18 protein-coding genes are annotated in these 19,443 nt (G+C 70.6%); 9 read left to right on the top strand and 9 right to left on the bottom strand.

What is annotated here, in order from left to right:
* Window positions 1-1,010: homocysteine S-methyltransferase family protein (locus ACZ7L6_RS34605; RefSeq protein WP_471930877.1), on the bottom strand; the 1,010-nt coding region annotated here is incomplete at its 3' end.
* Between the two features lie 296 nt (window positions 1,011-1,306).
* Between ACZ7L6_RS34605 and ACZ7L6_RS34600 the strand changes: the two genes are divergently transcribed.
* From ACZ7L6_RS34600 to ACZ7L6_RS34585, 4 genes are all read left to right on the top strand, one after another.
* A complete protein-coding gene (locus tag ACZ7L6_RS34600; RefSeq protein WP_471930875.1) occupies window positions 1,307-2,071 on the top strand; it encodes an IclR family transcriptional regulator in 765 nt (254 codons plus the stop codon).
* A 378-nt stretch (window positions 2,072-2,449) separates the two neighbouring features.
* On the top strand, window positions 2,450-3,244 hold the full coding sequence (locus tag ACZ7L6_RS34595) for an MIP/aquaporin family protein (RefSeq protein ID WP_471930873.1): 795 nt from the start codon (window positions 2,450-2,452) through the stop codon (window positions 3,242-3,244).
* 98 nt (window positions 3,245-3,342) lie between these two features.
* Window positions 3,343-4,884, top strand: coding sequence for a glycerol kinase GlpK (gene glpK / locus ACZ7L6_RS34590; protein WP_471930871.1), 1,542 nt, complete (start codon window positions 3,343-3,345; stop codon window positions 4,882-4,884).
* Window positions 4,885-4,936: 52 nt separating this feature from the next.
* Complete coding sequence (locus ACZ7L6_RS34585) at window positions 4,937-6,553, top strand: glycerol-3-phosphate dehydrogenase/oxidase (protein ID WP_471930869.1); 1,617 nt, start codon at window positions 4,937-4,939, stop codon at window positions 6,551-6,553.
* A 325-nt stretch (window positions 6,554-6,878) separates the two neighbouring features.
* On the opposite strand, the gene ACZ7L6_RS34580 is transcribed toward ACZ7L6_RS34585, so the two are convergent.
* Complete coding sequence (locus tag ACZ7L6_RS34580) at window positions 6,879-7,211, bottom strand: ArsR/SmtB family transcription factor (protein ID WP_471930867.1); 333 nt, start codon at window positions 7,209-7,211, stop codon at window positions 6,879-6,881.
* Between the two features lie 132 nt (window positions 7,212-7,343).
* Between ACZ7L6_RS34580 and ACZ7L6_RS34575 the strand changes: the two genes are divergently transcribed.
* Window positions 7,344-8,015, top strand: coding sequence for a FadR/GntR family transcriptional regulator (locus tag ACZ7L6_RS34575; RefSeq protein WP_471930865.1), 672 nt, complete (start codon window positions 7,344-7,346; stop codon window positions 8,013-8,015).
* A 13-nt stretch (window positions 8,016-8,028) separates the two neighbouring features.
* Here the strand turns inward: ACZ7L6_RS34575 and ACZ7L6_RS34570 are convergent, their stop codons facing one another.
* On the bottom strand, window positions 8,029-8,823 hold the full coding sequence (locus ACZ7L6_RS34570) for an NACHT domain-containing protein (RefSeq protein WP_471930863.1): 795 nt from the start codon (window positions 8,821-8,823) through the stop codon (window positions 8,029-8,031).
* Window positions 8,824-9,195: 372 nt separating this feature from the next.
* On the opposite strand from ACZ7L6_RS34570, the gene ACZ7L6_RS34565 reads away from it, so the two are divergent.
* Complete coding sequence (locus ACZ7L6_RS34565) at window positions 9,196-10,125, top strand: PAC2 family protein (protein ID WP_433038046.1); 930 nt, start codon at window positions 9,196-9,198, stop codon at window positions 10,123-10,125.
* 73 nt (window positions 10,126-10,198) lie between these two features.
* Here the strand turns inward: ACZ7L6_RS34565 and ACZ7L6_RS34560 are convergent, their stop codons facing one another.
* On the bottom strand, window positions 10,199-11,182 hold the full coding sequence (locus tag ACZ7L6_RS34560; protein ID WP_471930861.1) for an SMP-30/gluconolactonase/LRE family protein: 984 nt from the start codon (window positions 11,180-11,182) through the stop codon (window positions 10,199-10,201).
* 325 nt (window positions 11,183-11,507) lie between these two features.
* Between ACZ7L6_RS34560 and ACZ7L6_RS34555 the strand changes: the two genes are divergently transcribed.
* Both ACZ7L6_RS34555 and ACZ7L6_RS34550 read left to right on the top strand, forming a co-directional pair.
* Window positions 11,508-13,229: a S8 family peptidase gene (locus ACZ7L6_RS34555; RefSeq protein WP_471930859.1), complete on the top strand. Its 1,722-nt coding sequence runs from the start codon at window positions 11,508-11,510 to the stop codon at window positions 13,227-13,229.
* A 54-nt stretch (window positions 13,230-13,283) separates the two neighbouring features.
* Complete coding sequence (locus tag ACZ7L6_RS34550; protein WP_471930857.1) at window positions 13,284-13,853, top strand: hypothetical protein; 570 nt, start codon at window positions 13,284-13,286, stop codon at window positions 13,851-13,853.
* 69 nt (window positions 13,854-13,922) lie between these two features.
* Here ACZ7L6_RS34550 and mshC read toward each other — a convergent pair whose 3' ends face one another.
* The 4 genes from mshC to ACZ7L6_RS34530 form a co-directional block, all read right to left on the bottom strand.
* Window positions 13,923-15,152, bottom strand: coding sequence for a cysteine--1-D-myo-inosityl 2-amino-2-deoxy-alpha-D-glucopyranoside ligase (gene mshC, locus ACZ7L6_RS34545; protein WP_471930855.1), 1,230 nt, complete (start codon window positions 15,150-15,152; stop codon window positions 13,923-13,925).
* Between the two features lie 179 nt (window positions 15,153-15,331).
* Window positions 15,332-16,150 (bottom strand): SCO1664 family protein, encoded by an 819-nt coding sequence (locus ACZ7L6_RS34540; RefSeq protein WP_471930853.1) that lies wholly within the window; start codon window positions 16,148-16,150, stop codon window positions 15,332-15,334.
* Complete coding sequence (locus ACZ7L6_RS34535; RefSeq protein WP_471930851.1) at window positions 16,114-16,704, bottom strand: DUF3090 domain-containing protein; 591 nt, start codon at window positions 16,702-16,704, stop codon at window positions 16,114-16,116. The genes ACZ7L6_RS34540 and ACZ7L6_RS34535 overlap by 37 nt, the downstream gene beginning before the upstream one ends.
* A 99-nt stretch (window positions 16,705-16,803) precedes the next feature.
* Window positions 16,804-17,490, bottom strand: coding sequence for a histidine phosphatase family protein (locus ACZ7L6_RS34530; protein ID WP_471930849.1), 687 nt, complete (start codon window positions 17,488-17,490; stop codon window positions 16,804-16,806).
* A 62-nt stretch (window positions 17,491-17,552) separates the two neighbouring features.
* Between ACZ7L6_RS34530 and corA the strand changes: the two genes are divergently transcribed.
* On the top strand, window positions 17,553-18,551 hold the full coding sequence (gene corA, locus ACZ7L6_RS34525) for a magnesium/cobalt transporter CorA (protein ID WP_471930847.1): 999 nt from the start codon (window positions 17,553-17,555) through the stop codon (window positions 18,549-18,551).
* Between the two features lies 1 nt (window position 18,552).
* Here corA and ACZ7L6_RS34520 read toward each other — a convergent pair whose 3' ends face one another.
* Window positions 18,553-19,341, bottom strand: a complete 789-nt coding sequence (locus tag ACZ7L6_RS34520) for a ferritin-like domain-containing protein (protein ID WP_471930845.1) — start codon at window positions 19,339-19,341, stop codon at window positions 18,553-18,555.
* Window positions 19,342-19,443: the final 102 nt, after the last annotated feature.

Genomic DNA, 19,443 nt, shown 5'->3' with positions numbered 1-19,443 from the left:
GAGGCCGCCCCCGGCTCCGGGCGCGGCTCACGCTCGGTCGGGGCGACACCACGCACCCGCTCGACCAGCCGGCGCAGGTGCTCCGGGGTCGTACCGCAGCAGCCGCCCACCAGCGACAGACCGTAGTCCCGGACGAAGGTCTCGTGGGCGTCGGCCAGCTCCGGCGGGGTGAGCGGGTAGGTGGCGCCGTCCTTGCCGAGGACCGGCAGGCCCGCGTTCGGCATGCACGACAGGGGGATGCGGGAGTGCCGGGAGAGGTAGCGCAGGTGCTCGCTCATCTCGGCCGGGCCGGTGGCGCAGTTCATGCCGATCATGTCAATGCCCAGCGGCTCCAGCGCGGTGAGCGCGGCGCCGATCTCCGAGCCGAGCAGCATCGTGCCGGTCGTCTCGACGGTGACGGAGACGATGATCGGGAGGTCCAGGCCGGAGATCTCGCGGGCGCGCTGGGCGCCGATCACGGCGGCCTTGGTCTGGAGCAGGTCCTGGGTGGTCTCCACGATCAGGGCGTCCGCGCCGCCTGCGATGAGGCCCTCGGCGTTCTGCTGGAAGGCGTCACGGATCGTGGTGTACCCGATGTGGCCGAGCGTGGGCAGCTTGGTGCCGGGACCGATGGAGCCCAGCACCCAGCGCTGGCGTCCGTCGCGGGCGCCGAACGCGTCCGCCGTCTCGCGGGCGATCCGGGCACCCGCCTCCGACAGCTCGAAGACGCGCTCGGGGATGTCGTACTCGGCCATCGCCGCGTAGTTCGCGCCGAACGTGTTCGTCTCGACGCAGTCCACGCCCGCGTCGAAGTACGCCTCGTGCACCGAGCGGACGATGTCCGGGCGGGTCACGTTCAGGATTTCGTTGCAGCCCTCGAGCTGCTGGAAGTCGTCGAGGGTGGGTTCCTGGGCCTGCAACATCGTGCCCATCGCTCCGTCGGCGACCACCACACGGGTGGCGAGCGCCTCACGGAGGGCGGACACACGGGTCCGGCTGTCGGCGGAAGGGGTCGGCGGCAACGAGGCCATGAAGGGGCTCCCTGGAGTGCGACGGCTGTCGGCTTTGCGCCCTTCCGTGAAATCGTCCACAAGGGGCGCACGCCGCAAGGGTAGCCGGGACCGCCGCCGGATGGTCAGGGCGTCCACGGGGCGGGACGGGGATGACGGGCAGGTCGCTTGCCGGATACGGGTGACACAACAGAAGCGGACGGATACCGACGGACCATTAGCGGGAGGTCGGCATCGACTAGTAGTGTTCGACATTGCCGAACGGCGGCAGCGACGTCGCGGGGTCGACGGTCGAAGGGGACGGAGGCAGTACGGCGATGGCACGGAACATCCAGTCGCTCGAACGGGCGGCCGCGATGCTGCGGCTCCTCGCAGGTGGCGAGCGACGCCTCGGTCTGTCGGACATCGCCTCGTCCCTGGGCCTCGCCAAAGGCACCGCGCACGGCATTCTGCGCACCCTCCAGCAGGAGGGCTTCGTGGAGCAGGACGACGCCTCGGGCCGCTATCAGCTGGGCGCCGAGCTGCTGCGCCTGGGCACCACCTATCTGGACGTGCACGAGCTGCGGGCGCGCGCCCTGGTGTGGACGGACGACCTGGCCCGTTCCAGTGGGGAGAGCGTCTATCTGGGCGTCCTGCACCAGCAGGGCGTGCTGATCGTCCACCACGTCTTCCGGCCCGACGACAGCCGGCAAGTGCTGGAAATAGGGGCCATGCAGCCGCTGCACTCCACGGCCCTGGGCAAGGTCCTGTCGGCGTACGACCCGGTCGCGCACAGCGAGGCGATCGAGGCCGACCGCAAGGCCTTCACGGACCGGACCGTGTGCGAGCTTGACGGCTTCGAGCACATCCTCGACATGACACGCGCGCGTGGCTACGCGGCCGACGTCGAGGAGACCTGGGAGGGCGTCGCCTCCCTCGCCGCTCCCATCCACGACCGGCGCCGTATGCCGGTCGGCGCGGTCGGCATCACCGGCGCCGTGGAGCGGCTGTGCCGGGACGGCGAGCTGCGTCCCGAGCTCATCGCGGCGGTGCGGGACTGCGCCCGCGCGGTGTCGCGGGATCTGGGCGCCGGGCGCTTCTGAGGGCACGCGCGCGAAGACACTGACATTCCGGGACGTCATGCGGCGTTCCGGACTTCGCCGTGTCCTGACATGGCCGTATAAAGCGTCTCCGCGATACGGACCGTGTTTCCTACGCGGCAGTACGCATCGAAGATCCCCGTGTCGATAAATCAACACAACCCATAACGATCGAGCATTCGATAACAGGCCTCTTGACGGGCGCCTTACGCCGGGGCAAGACTCCCGTCCATCGGTCGGCATTGTCGAACACCTACCGGCAATACGCGCTAGAGTGTGACAACGCCAAGGGCCGCCATCGCTCTCACCCCCGAGGGCACGCGAACCACCGGTGGGACCCGGGGTTCGGCTTCCCCTGGACGAAGGACAAAGGAGTCGCGGGTGTCCAGCTCCGACATCTTCATCGGCGAGACCATCGGTACCGCCATACTCATCCTGCTCGGCGGCGGCGTTTGCGCGGCCGTCACGCTGAAGGCCTCCAAGGCCCGTAACGCCGGCTGGCTCGCCATCACCTTCGGGTGGGGCTTCGCAGTACTCACGGCGGTCTACACCTCGGCGCCGCTGTCCGGCGCCCACCTGAACCCGGCCGTGACGGTCGCGCTCGCGATCAAGGACAACGACTGGAGCAACGTTCCGACGTATATCGCCGGACAGCTCCTCGGCGCCATGATCGGTGCGGCTCTGGTCTGGGTGGCCTACTACGGCCAGTTCCACGCCCACCTCACCGACAAGGAGATCGTCGGCGGTCCGGGCGCGCAGGCCACCGCGGCCAAGGCCGTCGAGGCACAGGAGAAGGGCGCCGGCCCGGTCCTGGGCATCTTCTCCACCGGGCCCGAGATCCGGAACGTGGTGCAGAACCTGCTCACGGAGATCATCGGCACCGTGGTGCTGGTGCTCGCCATCCTCACGCAGGGCCTCAACAACAACGGCGACGGCCTCGGCCCGATCGGCGCGCTGATCGTCGCGCTCGTCGTCGTCTCGATCGGTCTGTCCCTCGGCGGCCCGACCGGCTACGCGATCAACCCGGCCCGTGACCTCGGTCCGCGCATCGTGCACGCCCTGCTGCCCCTGCCCAACAAGGGCGGCTCCGACTGGGGCTACGCCTGGATCCCGGTGGTCGGTCCGCTGATCGGCGCGGCGATCGCTGCAGGCATCTACAACGTGGCATTCGCCTAGGAGAACCGAGCTTCACCCGTTCGAGTGAGAAGCACCGAAACTCTCAGCGCACGCCGTACGTAAAGCCCCATAACCACGGAACTTTCCAGGAGCTCACAGTGACCGACGCGCACACCGCCGGCCCCTTCATCGCAGCCATCGACCAGGGCACGACCTCCTCCCGCTGCATCGTCTTCGACCGCGACGGACGTATCGTCTCCGTCGACCAGAAGGAGCACGAGCAGATCTTCCCGAAGCCGGGCTGGGTCGAGCACAACGCCACCGAGATCTGGACCAACGTCCAGGAGGTCGTCGCCGGAGCCATCGAGAAGGCCGGCATCACCCGCGACGACATCAAGGCCATCGGCATCACCAACCAGCGCGAGACCACCGTGCTGTGGGACAAGAACACCGGTGAGCCCGTTCACAACGCCATCGTCTGGCAGGACACCCGCACCGACGCCCTCTGCCGGGAACTCGGGCGCAATGTCGGCCAGGACCGCTTCCGCCGTGAGACCGGCCTTCCCCTCGCCTCCTACTTCGCCGGTCCGAAGGCCCGCTGGCTGCTGGACAACGTCGAGGGCCTCAAGGAGCGCGCCGAGGCCGGCGACATCCTCTTCGGCACCATGGACACCTGGGTCATCTGGAACCTGACCGGCGGTGTCGACGGCGGCAAGCACGTCACGGACGTCACCAACGCCTCCCGCACCATGCTGATGAACCTCCACACCACGGAGTGGGACGACAAGATCGCCGAGTCCATCGGCGTGCCGCTGCAGATCCTGCCCGAGATCCGCTCCTCCGCCGAGGTCTACGGCGAGATCAAGGGCGGCAAGCTGGGCGACCTGCTCGGCGGCATCCCGGTCGCCTCCGCGCTCGGTGACCAGCAGGCGGCCCTGTTCGGCCAGACCTGCTTCGCCGAGGGCGAGACCAAGTCGACGTACGGCACCGGCACCTTCATGGTGATGAACACCGGCGACAAGATCATCAACTCGTACGCCGGTCTGCTCACCACCGTCGGCTACAAGATCGGCGACCAGGACACGGTCTACGCCCTGGAGGGCTCGATCGCCGTCACCGGCTCGCTGGTGCAGTGGATGCGCGACCAGATGGGCCTGGTCTCCACGGCCGCCGAGATCGAGACGCTCGCCCTGTCGGTCGAGGACAACGGCGGTGCCTACTTCGTGCCGGCCTTCTCCGGCCTGTTCGCCCCGCACTGGCGTTCCGACGCCCGCGGTGTGATCGCCGGCCTGACCCGGTACGTCACCAAGGCGCACCTCGCGCGTGCCGTCCTGGAGGCCACCGCCTGGCAGACGCGGGAGATCGCCGACGCCATGGTCAAGGACTCCGGTGTCGAGCTGGTGACCCTCAAGGTCGACGGTGGCATGACCGCCAACAACCTGCTGATGCAGACGCTCTCGGACGTCCTGGACGCACCGGTGGTGCGCCCGATGGTCGCCGAGACCACCTGCCTCGGCGCCGCTTACGCCGCCGGTCTCGCCGTCGGCTTCTGGAACAGCACCGACGACCTGCGTGCCAACTGGCGCCGGGCCGCCGAGTGGACCCCCCGCATGGACGCGGAGACCCGCGACCGTGAGTACAAGAACTGGCTCAAGGCCGTCGAGCGGACCATGGGCTGGCTCGAGGACGAGGAGAGCTGACGAGAGCGCCTGAAGCTCACACGCCGGCTCTGATGAGGAGTAAGAACCCGAAATGACCAGTCAGTCCACCCTGCAGTCCGTGCCTGCCCTGGGGACGCGCCCGGCCTCCGGCTCCAACCCGAGCCGCGCCGAGACCCGGGAGCAGCTCTCCAAGGCGTCGTACGACCTTCTCGTGATCGGCGGCGGCATCCTGGGCATCTCCACCGCCTGGCACGCCGCGCAGTCCGGCCTCAGGGTGGCTCTGGTCGACGCCGGCGACTTCGCCGGCGCCACCTCCTCCGCCTCCTCCAAGCTGCTCCACGGCGGTCTGCGCTATCTGCAGACCGGCGCGGTGAAGCTGGTGGCGGAGAACCACTTCGAGCGCCGTGCGGTCTCCCGCCAGGTGGCCCCCCACCTGGCGAACCCGCTCACGTTCTACCTCCCCGTGTACAAGGGCGGGCCGCACGGCGCCGCGAAGCTCGGAGCGGGTGTCTTCGCCTACTCCGCACTGTCCGCGTTCGGTGACGGCGTCGGCCACCTGCTCAGCCCCTCGAAGGCGGCGCAGGACGTGCCCGAGCTGCGCACCGAGAACCTCAAGGCCGTGGCCGTGTACGGCGACGACCAGATGAACGACGCGCGTATGGCGCTGATGACGGTCCGCGCGGCCGTCGAGGCGGGCGCGGTCGTGCTCAACCACGCCGAGGTCAGCGGCCTGCGCTTCACCAAGGGCCGGGTGACCGGCGCGGAGCTCAAGGACCGCCTGACCGGTGACGAGTTCGGCGTGAACGCCCGCCTCGTGCTGAACGCGACCGGGCCGTGGGTCGACCACCTGCGCAAGATGGAGGACCCCAACGCGGCTCCATCGATCCGTCTGTCGAAGGGCGCGCACCTGGTCCTGAAGCGGACCTCGCCCTGGAAGGCGGCGCTCGCGACCCCGATCGACAAGTACCGCATCACCTTCGCCCTGCCCTGGGAGGACATGCTCCTGCTGGGCACCACGGACGAGGAGTTCGAGGGCGACCCGGCGGACGTCGCGGTCAACGACAAGGACATAGCCCAGATCCTGGACGAGGCCGCGTTCTCGATCCGGGACCAGCAGCTCAGCCGTGACCTCATCACCTACGCCTTCGCGGGTCTGCGGGTGCTGCCGGGTGGCCCCGGTGACACGGCCAAGGCCAAGCGCGAGACGGTCGTGACCGAGGGCAAGGGCGGCATGCTGTCCGTCGCGGGCGGCAAGTGGACGACCTTCCGGCACATCGGCCGTACGGTCATGCAGAAGCTGGAGTCCCTGCCGGGCGCCCCGCTGGGCGACGACTTCGAGCCGATCTCCTCGCTGCCGAAGAAGCTGCCGCTGCCGGGTATCGCCAACCCGCGCGCGGTCGCCCACCGGCTGCTGACCGACCGCCCGGCGCCGGGCCCGCGCATGGCGGCGGACACGGCGAAGCACCTGGCGACCCACTACGGCTCCCTGGCCTTCGACATCGCCCGCCTCGCCAACGAGAACCCGGAGCTGGGCGAGCGCGTCCACCCGGACGCCCCGGAGATCTGGGCCCAGGTCGTCTACGCCCGGGACAACGAGTGGGCCGAGACGCAGGACGACGTGCTGCGCCGCCGTACGACGCTGACGATCCGGGGTCTGGCGACGGACGACGTCCGCGCCAAGGTCCAGGACCTGCTCGACAAGAAGTGACCTCGCAGGCGCCGCGGGAGGTTTTCGCCGGATGAGCCTCTCGCGGCGCCGGGTTCGGCCCCTCCCCTGACCGGGCCGGACCGCACGAGGGCGGCCCCTTCCGCACCGGGGCCGGCCACTACCGAAAGGGGCGGCTCCCCGCCGATTGGAGCCGCCCCTTTCGCGTGCGCGATCGTCGCCACCCTCGGCGGGGAGGCCGCGCACGCCTTCGAGTCCGAGCACGGCGTCGCGCTGCCGGAGCCGTACCGGCCGTACGTCCGGGGCCTGGGATTCGGCGGCAAGCAGCGGAACGTCTCACTGCTTTCGCACTGCTGGAGCGTCGCGGCTAGAGCGTCCGGCCGAGCCGGGCGATCAGCTCGGCGATGCGCTCCTCGTCCCGCTTGTAGTGGGTCCACTTGCCCACGCGCGTCGCCCGCACCAGACCCGCCCGCTGCAGTTCGGCCATGTACGCCGACACCGTCGACTGTGCCAGCCCGGCCTTGGCCTGGATGTGGCTCACGCAGACCCCGACCTCGGCCGGGTCCGCGATCGCCTCGTACTGCCCGAAGTGCCGCTCGGGCTCGCGCAGCCACACCAGCAGCTGCATGCGCACCGGGTTGGCCAGCGCCTTCAGGGCGCCGACCAGATCCGTATCCGGTGAGGTCGCAGCATCGGTCATGGGGTCGCAGTATAGGTCGGCGCCATGGCCGGGGTTCAGGACGCGGTGATCGCCGATCTGGGAGCACTCCTGTGAGCAGGCCGCATAATGTGCCCTGAGACATCCGATCTCTGAACGACAGGGAGGCCGGTCATGGCCGTCACCGACGAGGCGATCGAGAAGATCAAGGGCATGATCGTCTCCGGCGCGCTGCGCCCGGGCGACCGGCTGCCCAAGGAGAGCGAACTGGCCGCCGAACTGGGGCTGTCCCGCAACTCCCTGCGAGAGGCCGTACGGGCCCTGTCGCTGATCCGGATCCTGGACGTACGACAGGGCGACGGCACCTACGTCACGAGCCTCGACCCGCAGCTGCTGCTGGAGGCGCTGAGCTTCGTCGTCGACTTCCACCGCGACGACACGGTGCTGGAGTTCCTCGCCGTGCGCCGCATCCTGGAGCCGGCCGCCACGGCGATAGCCGCGGCACGGATCAGCGAGCAGCAACTGGACGCGCTGACGAACCAGTTGGACAAGCTGGGCAACGATCCGTCGGTGGAGGAGCTCGTCGCCTGCGACCTGGAGTTCCACCGGGGCATCGTGCAGAGCTCCGGGAACTCCGTGCTGTGCTCGCTCCTCGACGGGCTCTCGGGGCCGACGACGCGGGCGCGTATCTGGCGGGGGCTGACCCAGGAGGACGCGGTCAGCCGGACCCTGCACGAGCACCGGGCGATCCTGGCGGCCCTGCGGGACCGGGACGCGGAGGCGGCGCGGTCGTGGGCGACGGTGCACATCGCGAGCGTGGAGCAGTGGTTGCGGTCCACTCTGTGAGTCACGGCCGGTATCAGGGGTCGGCGTCGACGAGCCGGTGCTGCAGCTCGATGTGGCGGAACTGGTAGACGGCACCGGTCCCCGTCAGCCGCGCCGGCACCCCTGTCCGGGGCCGCAGCGCCGCCCGGTACTCCGCGGGCCGGCTCGACAGCACCAGACCGCAGCCGTACGGCAGCGCCTCACCGATCCGGTGCAGCGCCAACCCTGCCGTGTCGGCGGGCAGTTCGTCGAACCCGTCGAGGACGGGCAGCACCAGACGCCGGTCCAGCAGCATCCCGGCGAGCGTCGCCTCCCCGTACTCGCCCGGTGCCGCCGCCCCCAGCTCGACGTAGTCCTGCACGAGCTTGCGCTCCATCCAGCCCCGCAGATCCACGGCCGTCGGATCCCAGGAGGCCAGCGGAAACGGCACCGGCACCGGTTCGCCCGCCGCGCGGCCCTCGATCAGCGCCAGCACCAGGCGGACGAGCAGCAGCGTCTTGCCCGAACCGGGGTCGCCCAGCACCGGCAGACGCCGGCCGGGCACCCGTCCGGCGAAGACCGCGCCGATCTCCCCGTCCCGCCCGCCCAGCCCTTCGGTCACCTCGGCCAGGTCGGGATCCGCGCCCCGCCACCCGACCGGCAACGGATACGGATCCGCCGGCCGCCGCACCTGTGCCTCGGCCTCCCACTGCCGCCGCACGGCGACGGCGAGCCGGTCGGCGACGACGCCGGGGTCCGTGGGCGCGGACGCCGCCTCGACGCGGTCCGCCCGATAGGCGCTCCACGCCAGATACGCACCCGCCAGGGTCGGCGGCAGCGCGGCCACCACGGCCGCCGGGTCCTCGACCCGCGGGGCGACCAGCAGCCCCCCCCCACGTTCCCCAGGCCGAGGAGCGTCAGATACACGATCCTGACCCGCCGCACATGTGACCTGGGAGCAACTCCGCTCACCCGGCGAACAGTTCCGCACCGGCACGGCACCCGATGGCCGATCCGCGGACCCCCACACGAGTGGGTGATACCGCCCGACCTGCCCCGACGCGTCGGGATTCGTCGGACATCGGATCTCTACCGGGGTGTTCCGGGGTGGCGAACGGGGCAGTGATCCGTTCACTCCCCCGTGCAAGGGGGCTGCGGGCGCCCCCGCCGCACGCCGTAAGGTTGGGTGGTCAAGCGAGGGCACGTCGGAAGGAGGCACTGGGTGATCGAGCTCGAGGGGGTTCCCGAGCTGATCGACCCGGTCATGGTGGCCGCGTTCGAGGGCTGGAACGATGCCGGCGACGCCGCCTCCACCGCGGTCGCGCATCTGGACAGGGAGTGGAAGGGCGAGGTGTTCGCGGCGCTGGACGCCGAGGACTACTACGACTTCCAGGTGAACCGCCCCACGGTGTGGATGGACGACGGAGTAAGGAAGATCACTTGGCCGACGACAAGGTTGTCGGTTGTCCGGGTGGGCGGCGAGAAGCCGCGTGATCTCGTACTCGTCCGAGGTATCGAACCGTCCATGCGGTGGCGCTCGTTCTGCAACGAGCTGCTCGGCTTCGCGCACGAACTGGGCGTGGAGCTGGTGGTCATCCTGGGCGCCCTGCTCGGCGACACCCCGCACACGCGTCCGGTCCCGATCAGCGGGACCACGTCCGACACGGACCTGGCCCGCCGGATGGATCTCGAGGAGACCAAGTACGAGGGCCCGACGGGCATCGTCGGCGTCCTGCAGGAGGCGTGCACGCACGCGGGCGTGCCGGCGGTGTCGCTGTGGGCCGCCGTACCGCACTACGTGTCGCAGCCGCCCAACCCGAAGGCGACGCTGGCCCTGCTCAACCGGCTCGAGGACCTGATCGACGTGCGCATCCCGCTGGGCGAGCTGCCCGAGGACGCGCGCGCCTGGCAGGTCGGCGTGGACCAGCTGGCCGCCGAGGACAGCGAGGTCGCGGAGTACGTGCAGACGCTGGAGGAGGCCCGGGACACCGCGGAGCTGCCGGAGGCGTCGGGCGAGGCGATCGCCCGCGAGTTCGAGCGGTATCTGCGCCGACGGGACGGCGGCGGACCGTCGGCCGAGGACCGTACGCGTCCGCCGATGCCCCCGAAGCCGGGCGGCAAGGACGACGACGAGGACTCGTCGGAGGACTGAGGCTCTCGGAGCCGAACGGAGGGCGGTGCGCCGTGCTGCGCACCGCCCTCCGTCGTCCCATCCGCGGGAGCGGTCACGCGGGCACGGAGATCACGTCGTACGTCGTCTGCGGTGTCGGCGTCGTGGTGAAGCGCGCGTTGGGCAGGTAGAGCCTGCCCCGGTACGCGGCCACCGTGGTCGGCACGTCGAAGAGCGGGTCGGTGATACGGCGCCGGAAGACGCCGCTGCGGCCGTCGGCGGCGAGCTGGAACACGTCGATGGCGTTCTGCCGGTTCTGGACGACGTACAGCGTCCGGCCGATCAGCAGCAGGCCGTCGCCGTTGGTGAGCGGGGCCGCGTCGCCGAGGTCGACGCGGCGGGTGACGCCGGTGCGCGGGTTCACGCGGTGCAGGGCGCCGACCCCGGACTGCACGACGAGCACGGCCGAGCCGTCGGGCGTGCGGGTGATGCCGTTGGCGTTGACGACCTCGCCGGGGACCTGGCTCCAGTCGCCGCTCAGCGTGATCCGTACGACGTCCTCGGCGTCCGGCAGTTCGCCGTGCCGGCCGAGGGGCAGGGCGTAGAGGGTGGGCTGGTAGGAGTCGGTGAACCAGGCCGTGCGCGGGGTCAGGAACACGTCGTTGGCGAAGGTCGGGGTCGCCGTGGTGAGGACGTACGAGGCGAGGATCTCGCCTGTGCGGGCGTCCACGACCCGGGCGCCCTGGCCGCGTCCGGCGACGAACAGGCGTCCCCGGTGGTCGAGTTTGAGGCCGACCGAGGGGGTGCCGGGTCCGGCGGAGATGATGCCGCCCTCGCCGGTGCGCAGGTCGGCGCGGTAGATCGAGCCGTCGCCGAGGGAGCCGAGGTAGGCGTACGGGCCGCCGCCGATGGTGATGCCCTCCGGGCGGAAGCCGTTCGGGAGGTGGATCACGGCGGGCCGGGTCTTCTCCGTCCCTGCGGCCGCCGCGGCGGAGGTGCCGGCGGCTCCGGCGAGTACGGCACCTGCGGTGGCGGCGCCGGCCGTGAGGAGTCTGCGGCGGGTGAGGTGAGGTGCGAAGGAGCGGTGTTCGGGGGCCACGGTGCGTCCTTCCGCGGACAGGACCGGGCCGGCATTGCAAGCCGGCCGCTGGTCCAACGGTCAACTGACTCGTCCACCCCACCACACGCCGACCGCCCCCGCAGCAGGAGACAGCCTCTCGACAGCACCTGGACAGCATGTGGCCCGATTGTGGCGTGACATCTCTTTCCAGCCGGATTGCACACGTTGCCCAATTCAACTTGTTCCAAACCGACTTGGCGAAATAAGTCTGGACGGACCGGTCCGGGCGTGCTTGGTTGTTCCACCGAAGGCGCGCCGCACCACCCGCACTTGGTACCCGCAGGACCGAAGGGAGCGGCAGACGATGAGCGAGCAGGCACAGCCGGCGCAGGGTCCGGGAGCGTCCGGGCCGGGGCCCGACGGAGCGGGATTCACCTATCGAGGAGCCGAGCAGGAACTGATCGTCGTCGCCCGTCCCGAGGCCCGGCTGCGGGCCCAGGCCGAGGGCGTCCGGTCGGTGGCGGGCGCCGATGTGTCGGCGCTCAACATGTTCCTCAGCGACGAACAGCTCGCGCTGGAACCGCTGTTCGGCAGCGAGGAGCGACTCCAGCAGGCCACGGTCGCCCAGGACGTGCCCGACCTCGCGCTGTTCTACCGGGTCCGCGGCGGGGAGAGCCGCGCAGAGCAACTGCGGGCCCGTATCGCCGCGCTGCCGGGGATCGACACGGCGTATGTGAAGCCGGGCGCGGTGCCGGCCTCGCTCGGGCCGGTCGGTGAGGACGGGCGCCTGAAGGAGGGCGCGCCGGTCACGCCCGACTTCAGCGGCCGGCAGGGCTATCTGCGGCCCGCGCCCGAGGGCGTCGACGCGTACTGGGCCTGGCAGCGGCCGGGCGGCACCGGCCAGGGCGTGACCGTGATCGACGTGGAGGGCTCCTGGCAGCTGGGCCACGAGGACCTGGCCGCCAAGCTGGCCGGTGTCGTGGTCGGCACGCCGATGGCCGACCTCGCCTGGCGCAACCACGGCACCGCCGTGATCGGGGTGATCGGCGGCGACCACAACGAGTACGGCGTCACCGGCATCGTGCCGGAGACGGTGACCGCGGCCGCGTCCTTCCAGGGCATCGGCACGGCGGCCGCGATCCACGCGGCGGCCGACCGGCTGAGCCCCGGCGACATCGTGCTGATCGAACTGCACCGCCCGGGGCCCCGGTTCGAGTACGCCGAGCGCGACGACCAGCGCGGCTACATCCCGCTCGAGTGGTGGCCCGACGACCTCGCCGCCGTCCGTTACGCCACCGCCAAGGGAGTCCTCGTGGTGGCGGCAGCGGGCAACGGCGCCGAATCGCTCGACGACGCCGTCTACGAGCGCCGCCCCGACGAATTCCCCGAGTCGTGGCGCAACCCGTTCAACCCGTCCAACCCGTCCTCCGGCGCGGTCCTGGTCGGCGCGGGCGCCCCGCCGCCCGGCACACACGGCCGCGACCACGGCCCGGACCGCTCACGGCTCGCGTTCTCCAACTACGGCGCCCGGGTGGACGCCCAGGGCTGGGGGCGCGAGGTGACGACGACCGGCGGCTTCTGGGACCGGCCCGGCGACCTTCAGGGCGGGCCCGAGGAAATCGCCTGGTACACCGACACGTTCTCCGGGACGTCGTCCGCCTCCCCGGTCGTGGTCGGCGCACTGGCCGCGCTGCAGGGCATGCTCAAGGCGGCCGGCCAGGAGCCGATGTCCCCGGAACGCGCCCGCACGGTGCTGCGGGCGACGGGTTCCCCGCAGCAGGACGCGCCGGGCCGGCCCGCCTCCCAGCGGATCGGCAACCGGCCCGACATCAAGGCGGCGGTGACGTATCTGGTCCCGCAGGCGGTCGGCTCGGGCAAGGCCGAACGCTACTGGGACGAGCTGCTGCCGTATCCGCGTGAACTGCCGCCCCGGCTCCGGCTGTTCGTGGCCGGCGAGTGGCGCAACCTCAATCATCCGTCCCCCGAGATCCGCCAGGCGGTCCATACCGCCTTCGCGGGGGGACGGCCCGATGTCCGAGTGTGGTTCTCGGACGACGAGATCGTCGGCCTGGTGATCACCGGCTGACGCAGCCCATCCCATCAAGGCAAGCCCATCACATCAAGGGAAGGTGACACCCGCATGAGCACCACCCCGCAGATGAGTCACATGGGACAACAGCAGGGCCAGCAGTACCCCAGCACGTCGCCGTACCAGCAGCAGCCGTTCGGGCAGCAGCAGGGCTACGGCCAGCAGGGCCTCGGCCAGCAGCAGCCGTACGGCATGAGCGGCTCGCTGGAGCAGCTCCAGCAGCTCGGCCAGCAGCAGCCGTTCCAGCAGCTGCTGCAGCAGCTGGGCCAGCCTTTCGGCACCCAGCAACAGGACCAGCAGGCGCAGCAGGCCGAGCAGCAGATGCAGCAGCAGCTCCAGCAGGTCACCCTGTCGGCGGTTCAGCAGGTCGTCCAGCAGGTGCAGGCCCAGGCGCTCGCCTCCGGTGTGGCGAACGGCTTCGTCGACGTCGTCCACCCGCTCCAGGGGCAGCCGCACCAGATCTTCCTGCGCATCAACAACCAGTTCCGGGTCCTCAACAACCCGAACCCGCAGATCCACCAGCAGATCCAGCAGGCCTTCGCGTTCGGCCACCAGGTGATCGGCATCTGGGACACCCAGTCGCCGAGCGTCCTGCGTAGCGTACGGATCCAACGGATCTGACCGGCTCCTGAACCGAAAGGGGCGCTTCCACCCGCGGGGAGGAAGCGCCCCTCTCTCGTGCTCCGGTCGCTAAAGGGCGACACCCAGCAAGGCGTCCACGGCCCGCGACACGACACCGGGCGCGCCCGTGTCCGTACCGCCCGTCTCCTCCTGCACCGCGACCCAGCGGTCGAGCGCCGCGAGCGCGGCCGGGGCGTCCAGGTCGTTCGCGAGGGCGTCGCGGATCTCCTCGACCAGCGCCTCGGCCGACGGTCCGTCGGGCCGGGACACCGCGGCACGCCAGCGGCCGAGGCGGGCGAGGGCGTCCTCGAGGACCTGGTCGGTCCACTCCCAGTCCGCCCGGTAGTGGTGGGCGAGGAGAGCGAGGCGGATGGCGGCGGGGTCGACGCCCTCGCGCCGCAGCTGCGACACGAAGACCAGGTTCCCCTTGGACTTGGACATCTTCTCGCCGTGCAGGGCGACCATGCCGGCGTGGACGTAGGCCTTGGCCATGGGGAACTCGCCGGTCAGCACCTGGGCGTGCGAGGCGCCCATCTCGTGGTGCGGGAAGGCGAGGTCGGAGCCGCCGCCCTGGACGTCGAAGGTCATGCCGAGGTGGTCGAGGGCGATGGCGACGCACTCGATGTGCCAGCCGGGCCGGCCGCGCCCGAGCGAGGCGCCGTCCCAGCTGGGCTCGCCGGGGCGGGCGGCCATCCAGAGCATCGGGTCGAGCGGGTTCTTCTTGCCGGGCCGGTCGGGGTCGCCGCCGCGCTCGGCGGACAGCAGCCGCATGGCGGCGGCGTCGAGGTTCGAGACCTTGCCGAAGTTCGGGTCGGACTCGACGGAGAAGTAGACGTCCCCTTCGAGTTCGTACGCGGCGCCCGCGTCTCGCAGCCGCTCCACGAGCGGCACGATCCCGGGTATCGCCTCCACCGCGCCGATGTAGTGCTGCGGGGGCAGCATGCGCAGGGCGGTCATGTCCTCGCGGAAGAGCGCGGTCTCCTTCTCGGCGAGGGCGACCCAGTCGATGCTGTCCCGCTCCGCCCGCTCCAGGAGCGGATCGTCGACGTCGGTGACGTTCTGGACGTACTGAACCTGCCGCTTGTTGTCCAGCCACACGCGCTGAACCAGGTCGAACGCGTTGTAGGTCGCCGCGTGACCCATGTGGGTCGCGTCGTACGGCGTGATGCCGCAGACGTAGATACGGGCGACGGGACCGGGGTCGAGGGTGACCAGACCGCCGGTCGCGGTGTCGTGGATCCTCAGGTCGCGGCCCTGACCAGGCAGGGCGGGGACCTCAGAAGCGGGCCAGGCATACATGTCATGAGCCTAACCGGACGGATGTTCCGCATACGAACCGGAGCGGGCCGGATGACCGGGAATACGGTCTTGCGCAGCACCTACCAGTGTGCATGCGCAGCCTGGGTCGGCAGTCCTGCCGAAGCGCACGCGCAGCCCGCGGCCAGTCCTGCCGGTGTGCCTGCGTGGTCTGCGGGCGTTCAGACCGGCGGCCACGGGATCGCCGGCCACTCCCCGCTCGGTTCCGGATGCCTCCCGGACGCCAGCAACGCCTCGACACGCGCGCGCGTGGCCGCCACCTCGGCGGCGGTGATCAGCCCGGCCAGCCGTAGGCCCAGCTCACCGCCCTCCTTCAGCCCCTCCCGCAGGGAACCGAGCACCTCGACGGCCTCCCCCGTCAGCGGCTCCCCCGCCCACCCCCACAGCAGCGTCCGCAGTTTGTTCTCGACGTTGAAGGTGACCCCGTGGTCGATGCCGTACAGCCGGCCGTCCTCGGTGGGCAGCAGATGCCCGCCCTTGCGGTCGGCGTTGTTGATCACCGCGTCCAGGACGGCGAGCCTGCGCAGCCGCTCGTCGTCGGCGTGCACAAGCAGCGCGGTGCGGCCCTCGCCGACCTCGGCGAAGCCGATCGCCTTCCAGCCGGGCTCGGGTTCCTCGTCGTCGACGAGGGCGAGCAGCTCGGCCTCGGGCGTCACGTCGATCCACAGCTGGACCATGCCCTCGCCGTACGGCCCGTCCCGGAGCACGGTGGGCGGTACGAGCCCCCAGCCGGTCGCCTCGGAGACCTCGTACGCGGCGACCTCGCGCTGCGCGAGCGTCCCGTCGGGAAAGTCCCACAACGGCCGCTCACCGGCGACCGGCTTGTAGACGCAGGTCGCCTCCTGCCCCTCGTACGCGACCGTGCAGACCAGAGCGGCGTTCGACGCCTCACGGATGCGGCCGCGCACGGTCAGCTCGCCCTCGGCGAGCAGGTCCACCGAGGTCACGCTCCGCGGCGGTATCCGTTCTGGCGCGGACATACATGTCCTTCCGGGTCGAGCGGGAGGCTGCACAGCGGGCACGGCGGCCGCCCGGCGTTGACGACTTCCAGGGCGCGCTTGGCGAAGGCTCTCGCCTGCGCGCCGGTGAGCCGGACCCGCAGCATCGGGGGTCCGTTCTCCTCGTCCTGGAGCAGTCGCTCCTCGGCCTCGGCGAGGTCCTCCTCGGAGTCGGCGTCGAGCTCCACGAGGGCCTGCGCCTCGACGATCATGCGCTGCTCCTCGCCATCCCAGGCGAGGGCCATGGTGCCGACGCGGAACTCCTCCTCGATGGGAGTGTCGAGGGGGTCGGTGTCGGCGATCTCGGTGGGCGCCACGGCGGGGACGGCGGCGTTGCCGCCACTACGCCGTACGACCTCGTCGAGCAGTTCGTCCATGCGCTCGGCGAGAGCGGCGACCTGGGTCTTCTCCAGGGCCACGCTGGTCACCCGGGAGCCTGCGGTGGCCTGGAGGAAGAACGTACGGCGTCCGGGAAGCCCGACCGTACCGGCCACGAAACGGTCCGGGGGGTCGTAGAGGAACACCTGACGGGACACGTCCTGTCTCCATGGGAATCGTGAGTACGGCGAATCTGAGTACGGCGAAATCGTGTGTACGGCGCTGCTTCGACCGCTTCACCCTACTGCGCCGGACGATCACGGTGCGCCCGCGCCGCCCCCGACCGTCGCGTCACCGGCCGGCGGTTCCTCGCGCGGGGCGAGGGACGTGAAATCACCGGTGTCCCCGAGGCGTACGAGGAACGGCCTCAGGCGGGTGTAACGGATCGCGGTGATGGAACACGGTTCGACGGAAATCCTCTGGAAGAGGTCGAGATGAAGACCGAGTGCGTCCGCGACGAGGGACTTGATGATGTCGCCGTGCGAGCACATCAGATAGACGGCGTCGGCGCCGTGATCGCGCTCCACGCGCGCGTTCCACTCGCGTACGGCCTCGGCGGCGCGGGTCTGCATCGCGCGCATCGACTCGCCGCCGGGGAACGCGGCCGCCGAGGGGTGCGCCTGTACGACCTCCATCAGCGGTTCGTCCTTGAGTTCGGCGAGCTTGCGGCCGGACCAGTCGCCGTAGTGGCACTCCCCGATCCGCTCGTCGGTGTGTGCGGTGAGTCCGGGCCGGGCGTCGAGGAGCGGCCGGATCGTCTCCTGGCAGCGCTGCAGGGGGCTCGTGACGACCTCCGAGATCGGCAGCTCGGCGAGCCGGGCGGGCAGGGCGGCGGCCTGCGCGGCCCCGCGTTCGTCGAGGGCGACGCCGGGCGTCCAGCCGGCGAGGACTCCCTCGGTGTTGGCGGTGGAACGTCCGTGCCGGACCAGGATCAGCGTGGGCATGCCGCCCAGCGTAGGCGTACGAGGGGGTGCGTCCGGGGCCGGACGGCGGGAGAATACGCTCCGTGATCGTCGACTGCGCCATCTACCGGGACGGGCGCCGGACGCAAGGGCCGGAGGATCTCTCCGACGCCCTGGATCTGTGCCGTCTGCAGGACGACGCGTTCGTCTGGATCGGCCTGTACGAGCCCACGGAGACGGAGTTCGACAAGGTCACCGAGGAGTTCGGCCTGCACCCGCTGGCCGTGGAGGACGCCCTGAAGGCGCACCAGCGGCCCAAGCTGGAGGTGTACGACGACTCGCTGTTCATGGTCCTCAAGCCGGTCGGCTACGAGCCGAAGAGCGACATCGTCTCCTCCGGCGAGGTCATGGTCTTCATCGGCGACTCGTTCGTGGTGACCGTCCGGCACGGCGAGGAGGCGCCGCTCGGGACGGTGCGGCACCGGCTGGAGCACGAGCCGGAGATGCTCCGGCACGGCCCGACAGCCGTTCTGTACACGATCGCCGACGCCGTGGTCGACCACTACGTGGACGTGGCCGACGAGTTGGGCACCGACCTGGAGGAGCTGGAGGCGGAGGTGTTCTCGCCGGTCGGCGGCAGCTCCCGGCACACGGCGTCGCGCATCTACGCGTTCAAGCGGCAGATCCTGGAGTTCCGCAGGGCCACCGGCCCGCTGGCGCAGCCGCTGTCCCGGCTCGCGGGCACGGGCTTGTTCGGTGGGCGCGTGCCGTTCGTGCACGAGAAGGCGCAGCCTTTCTTCCGTGACGTGAGCGACCACCTCACGCGCGTGAACGAGGCGGTGGAGGGCCTGGACCGGCTGGTCTCCGACGTCCTCGCGGCGCATCTGGCGCAGATGAGCGTCCGGCAGAACGACGACGTGCGGAAGATCTCCGCGTGGGCGGCCATGGCCGCGATCCCCACGATGATCGCGGGGATCTACGGAATGAACTTCGAGCACATGCCGGAGCTGACCTGGGCCTGGTCGTATCCGGCGCTGATCGCGGGCATGGCCGCCGTCGAGGTGCTGCTGTACCGGCTGTTCAAGAGCCGGGGCTGGATGTAGGTCAGGCGAACTCGGGCGCCGACGTGGCGGGTCCGCCGAGGGCGTCGCGCCGTTCCGGCATCTTCAGGGACACCATGCGCCGCCAGCCCGCGAACCGCTCCCAGGCGTACACGGCGTGGATGCCCGCGGCGAGCAGCGCCGCCTTCGGCCGGGGCCAGCCGAGGATGCGGCCCATGTGATCCATGACGGCGAGGCTGACGTCCCGGTAGATCCGGATCTCGGCGAGCGCGCACTCGCGCAGCGTCCGCTGGATGGCCCGGCCGTGCCCCTGGGCCGCGAAGCGCAGGAGTTCCTCGTGGCAGTAGGCGAGGTGGTTGTCCTCGTCGTTCGAGATCTGCTTGACCGCGCGGCCGATGTCGGGATGGTCGGCGAAGTGCTTGCGCAGCAGGTCCATCTGCTCGGAGGCGCGCTGTTCGGTGACCCGGCTGTGCGACAGGTAGGTGACGATGTCCTGGACGGTGAGCTGTTCGTCGCTCTTGAGCTTGTCGTGGGCCAGGCCGATGCCGTGCTGTTCCAGCAGCATCGTGTAGTCGGTCTCGGGCGGGACGGGGACGGGTTCCAGGCCGCGCTTCTTCAGCAGGGCGTTGAAGATCCGCCCGTGCTTGTCCTCGTCCGCGCCGTGCCGGGTGATCTTGGGTGCGAGTCCTCGTTCGCTCTCCGGGACGAGCGCGGCGATGCGGGCGTTCTCCCAGCCGCCCTGGGACTCGCCGCTGGCCGCGATGGAGCAGAACAGGCGGAAGGACTCGTCGTTGTCGAGGATCTCCTGGAACAGACTCTTGGCCGAAAGCATCTGAGGCACCTCTCTGCAGGATTCCGCAAAGAACGAGTCAAATGCGGTGAGACAGGTGCTGCAACAGTTGTGTCGGACAACTCCGCCGAAAGAATGACCACC

Source organism: Streptomyces sp. NPDC107522 (genome assembly GCF_055657525.1).
Note: the sequence above shows the minus strand (reverse complement) of the source record. Positions and strands in the feature narration are given on the sequence as shown.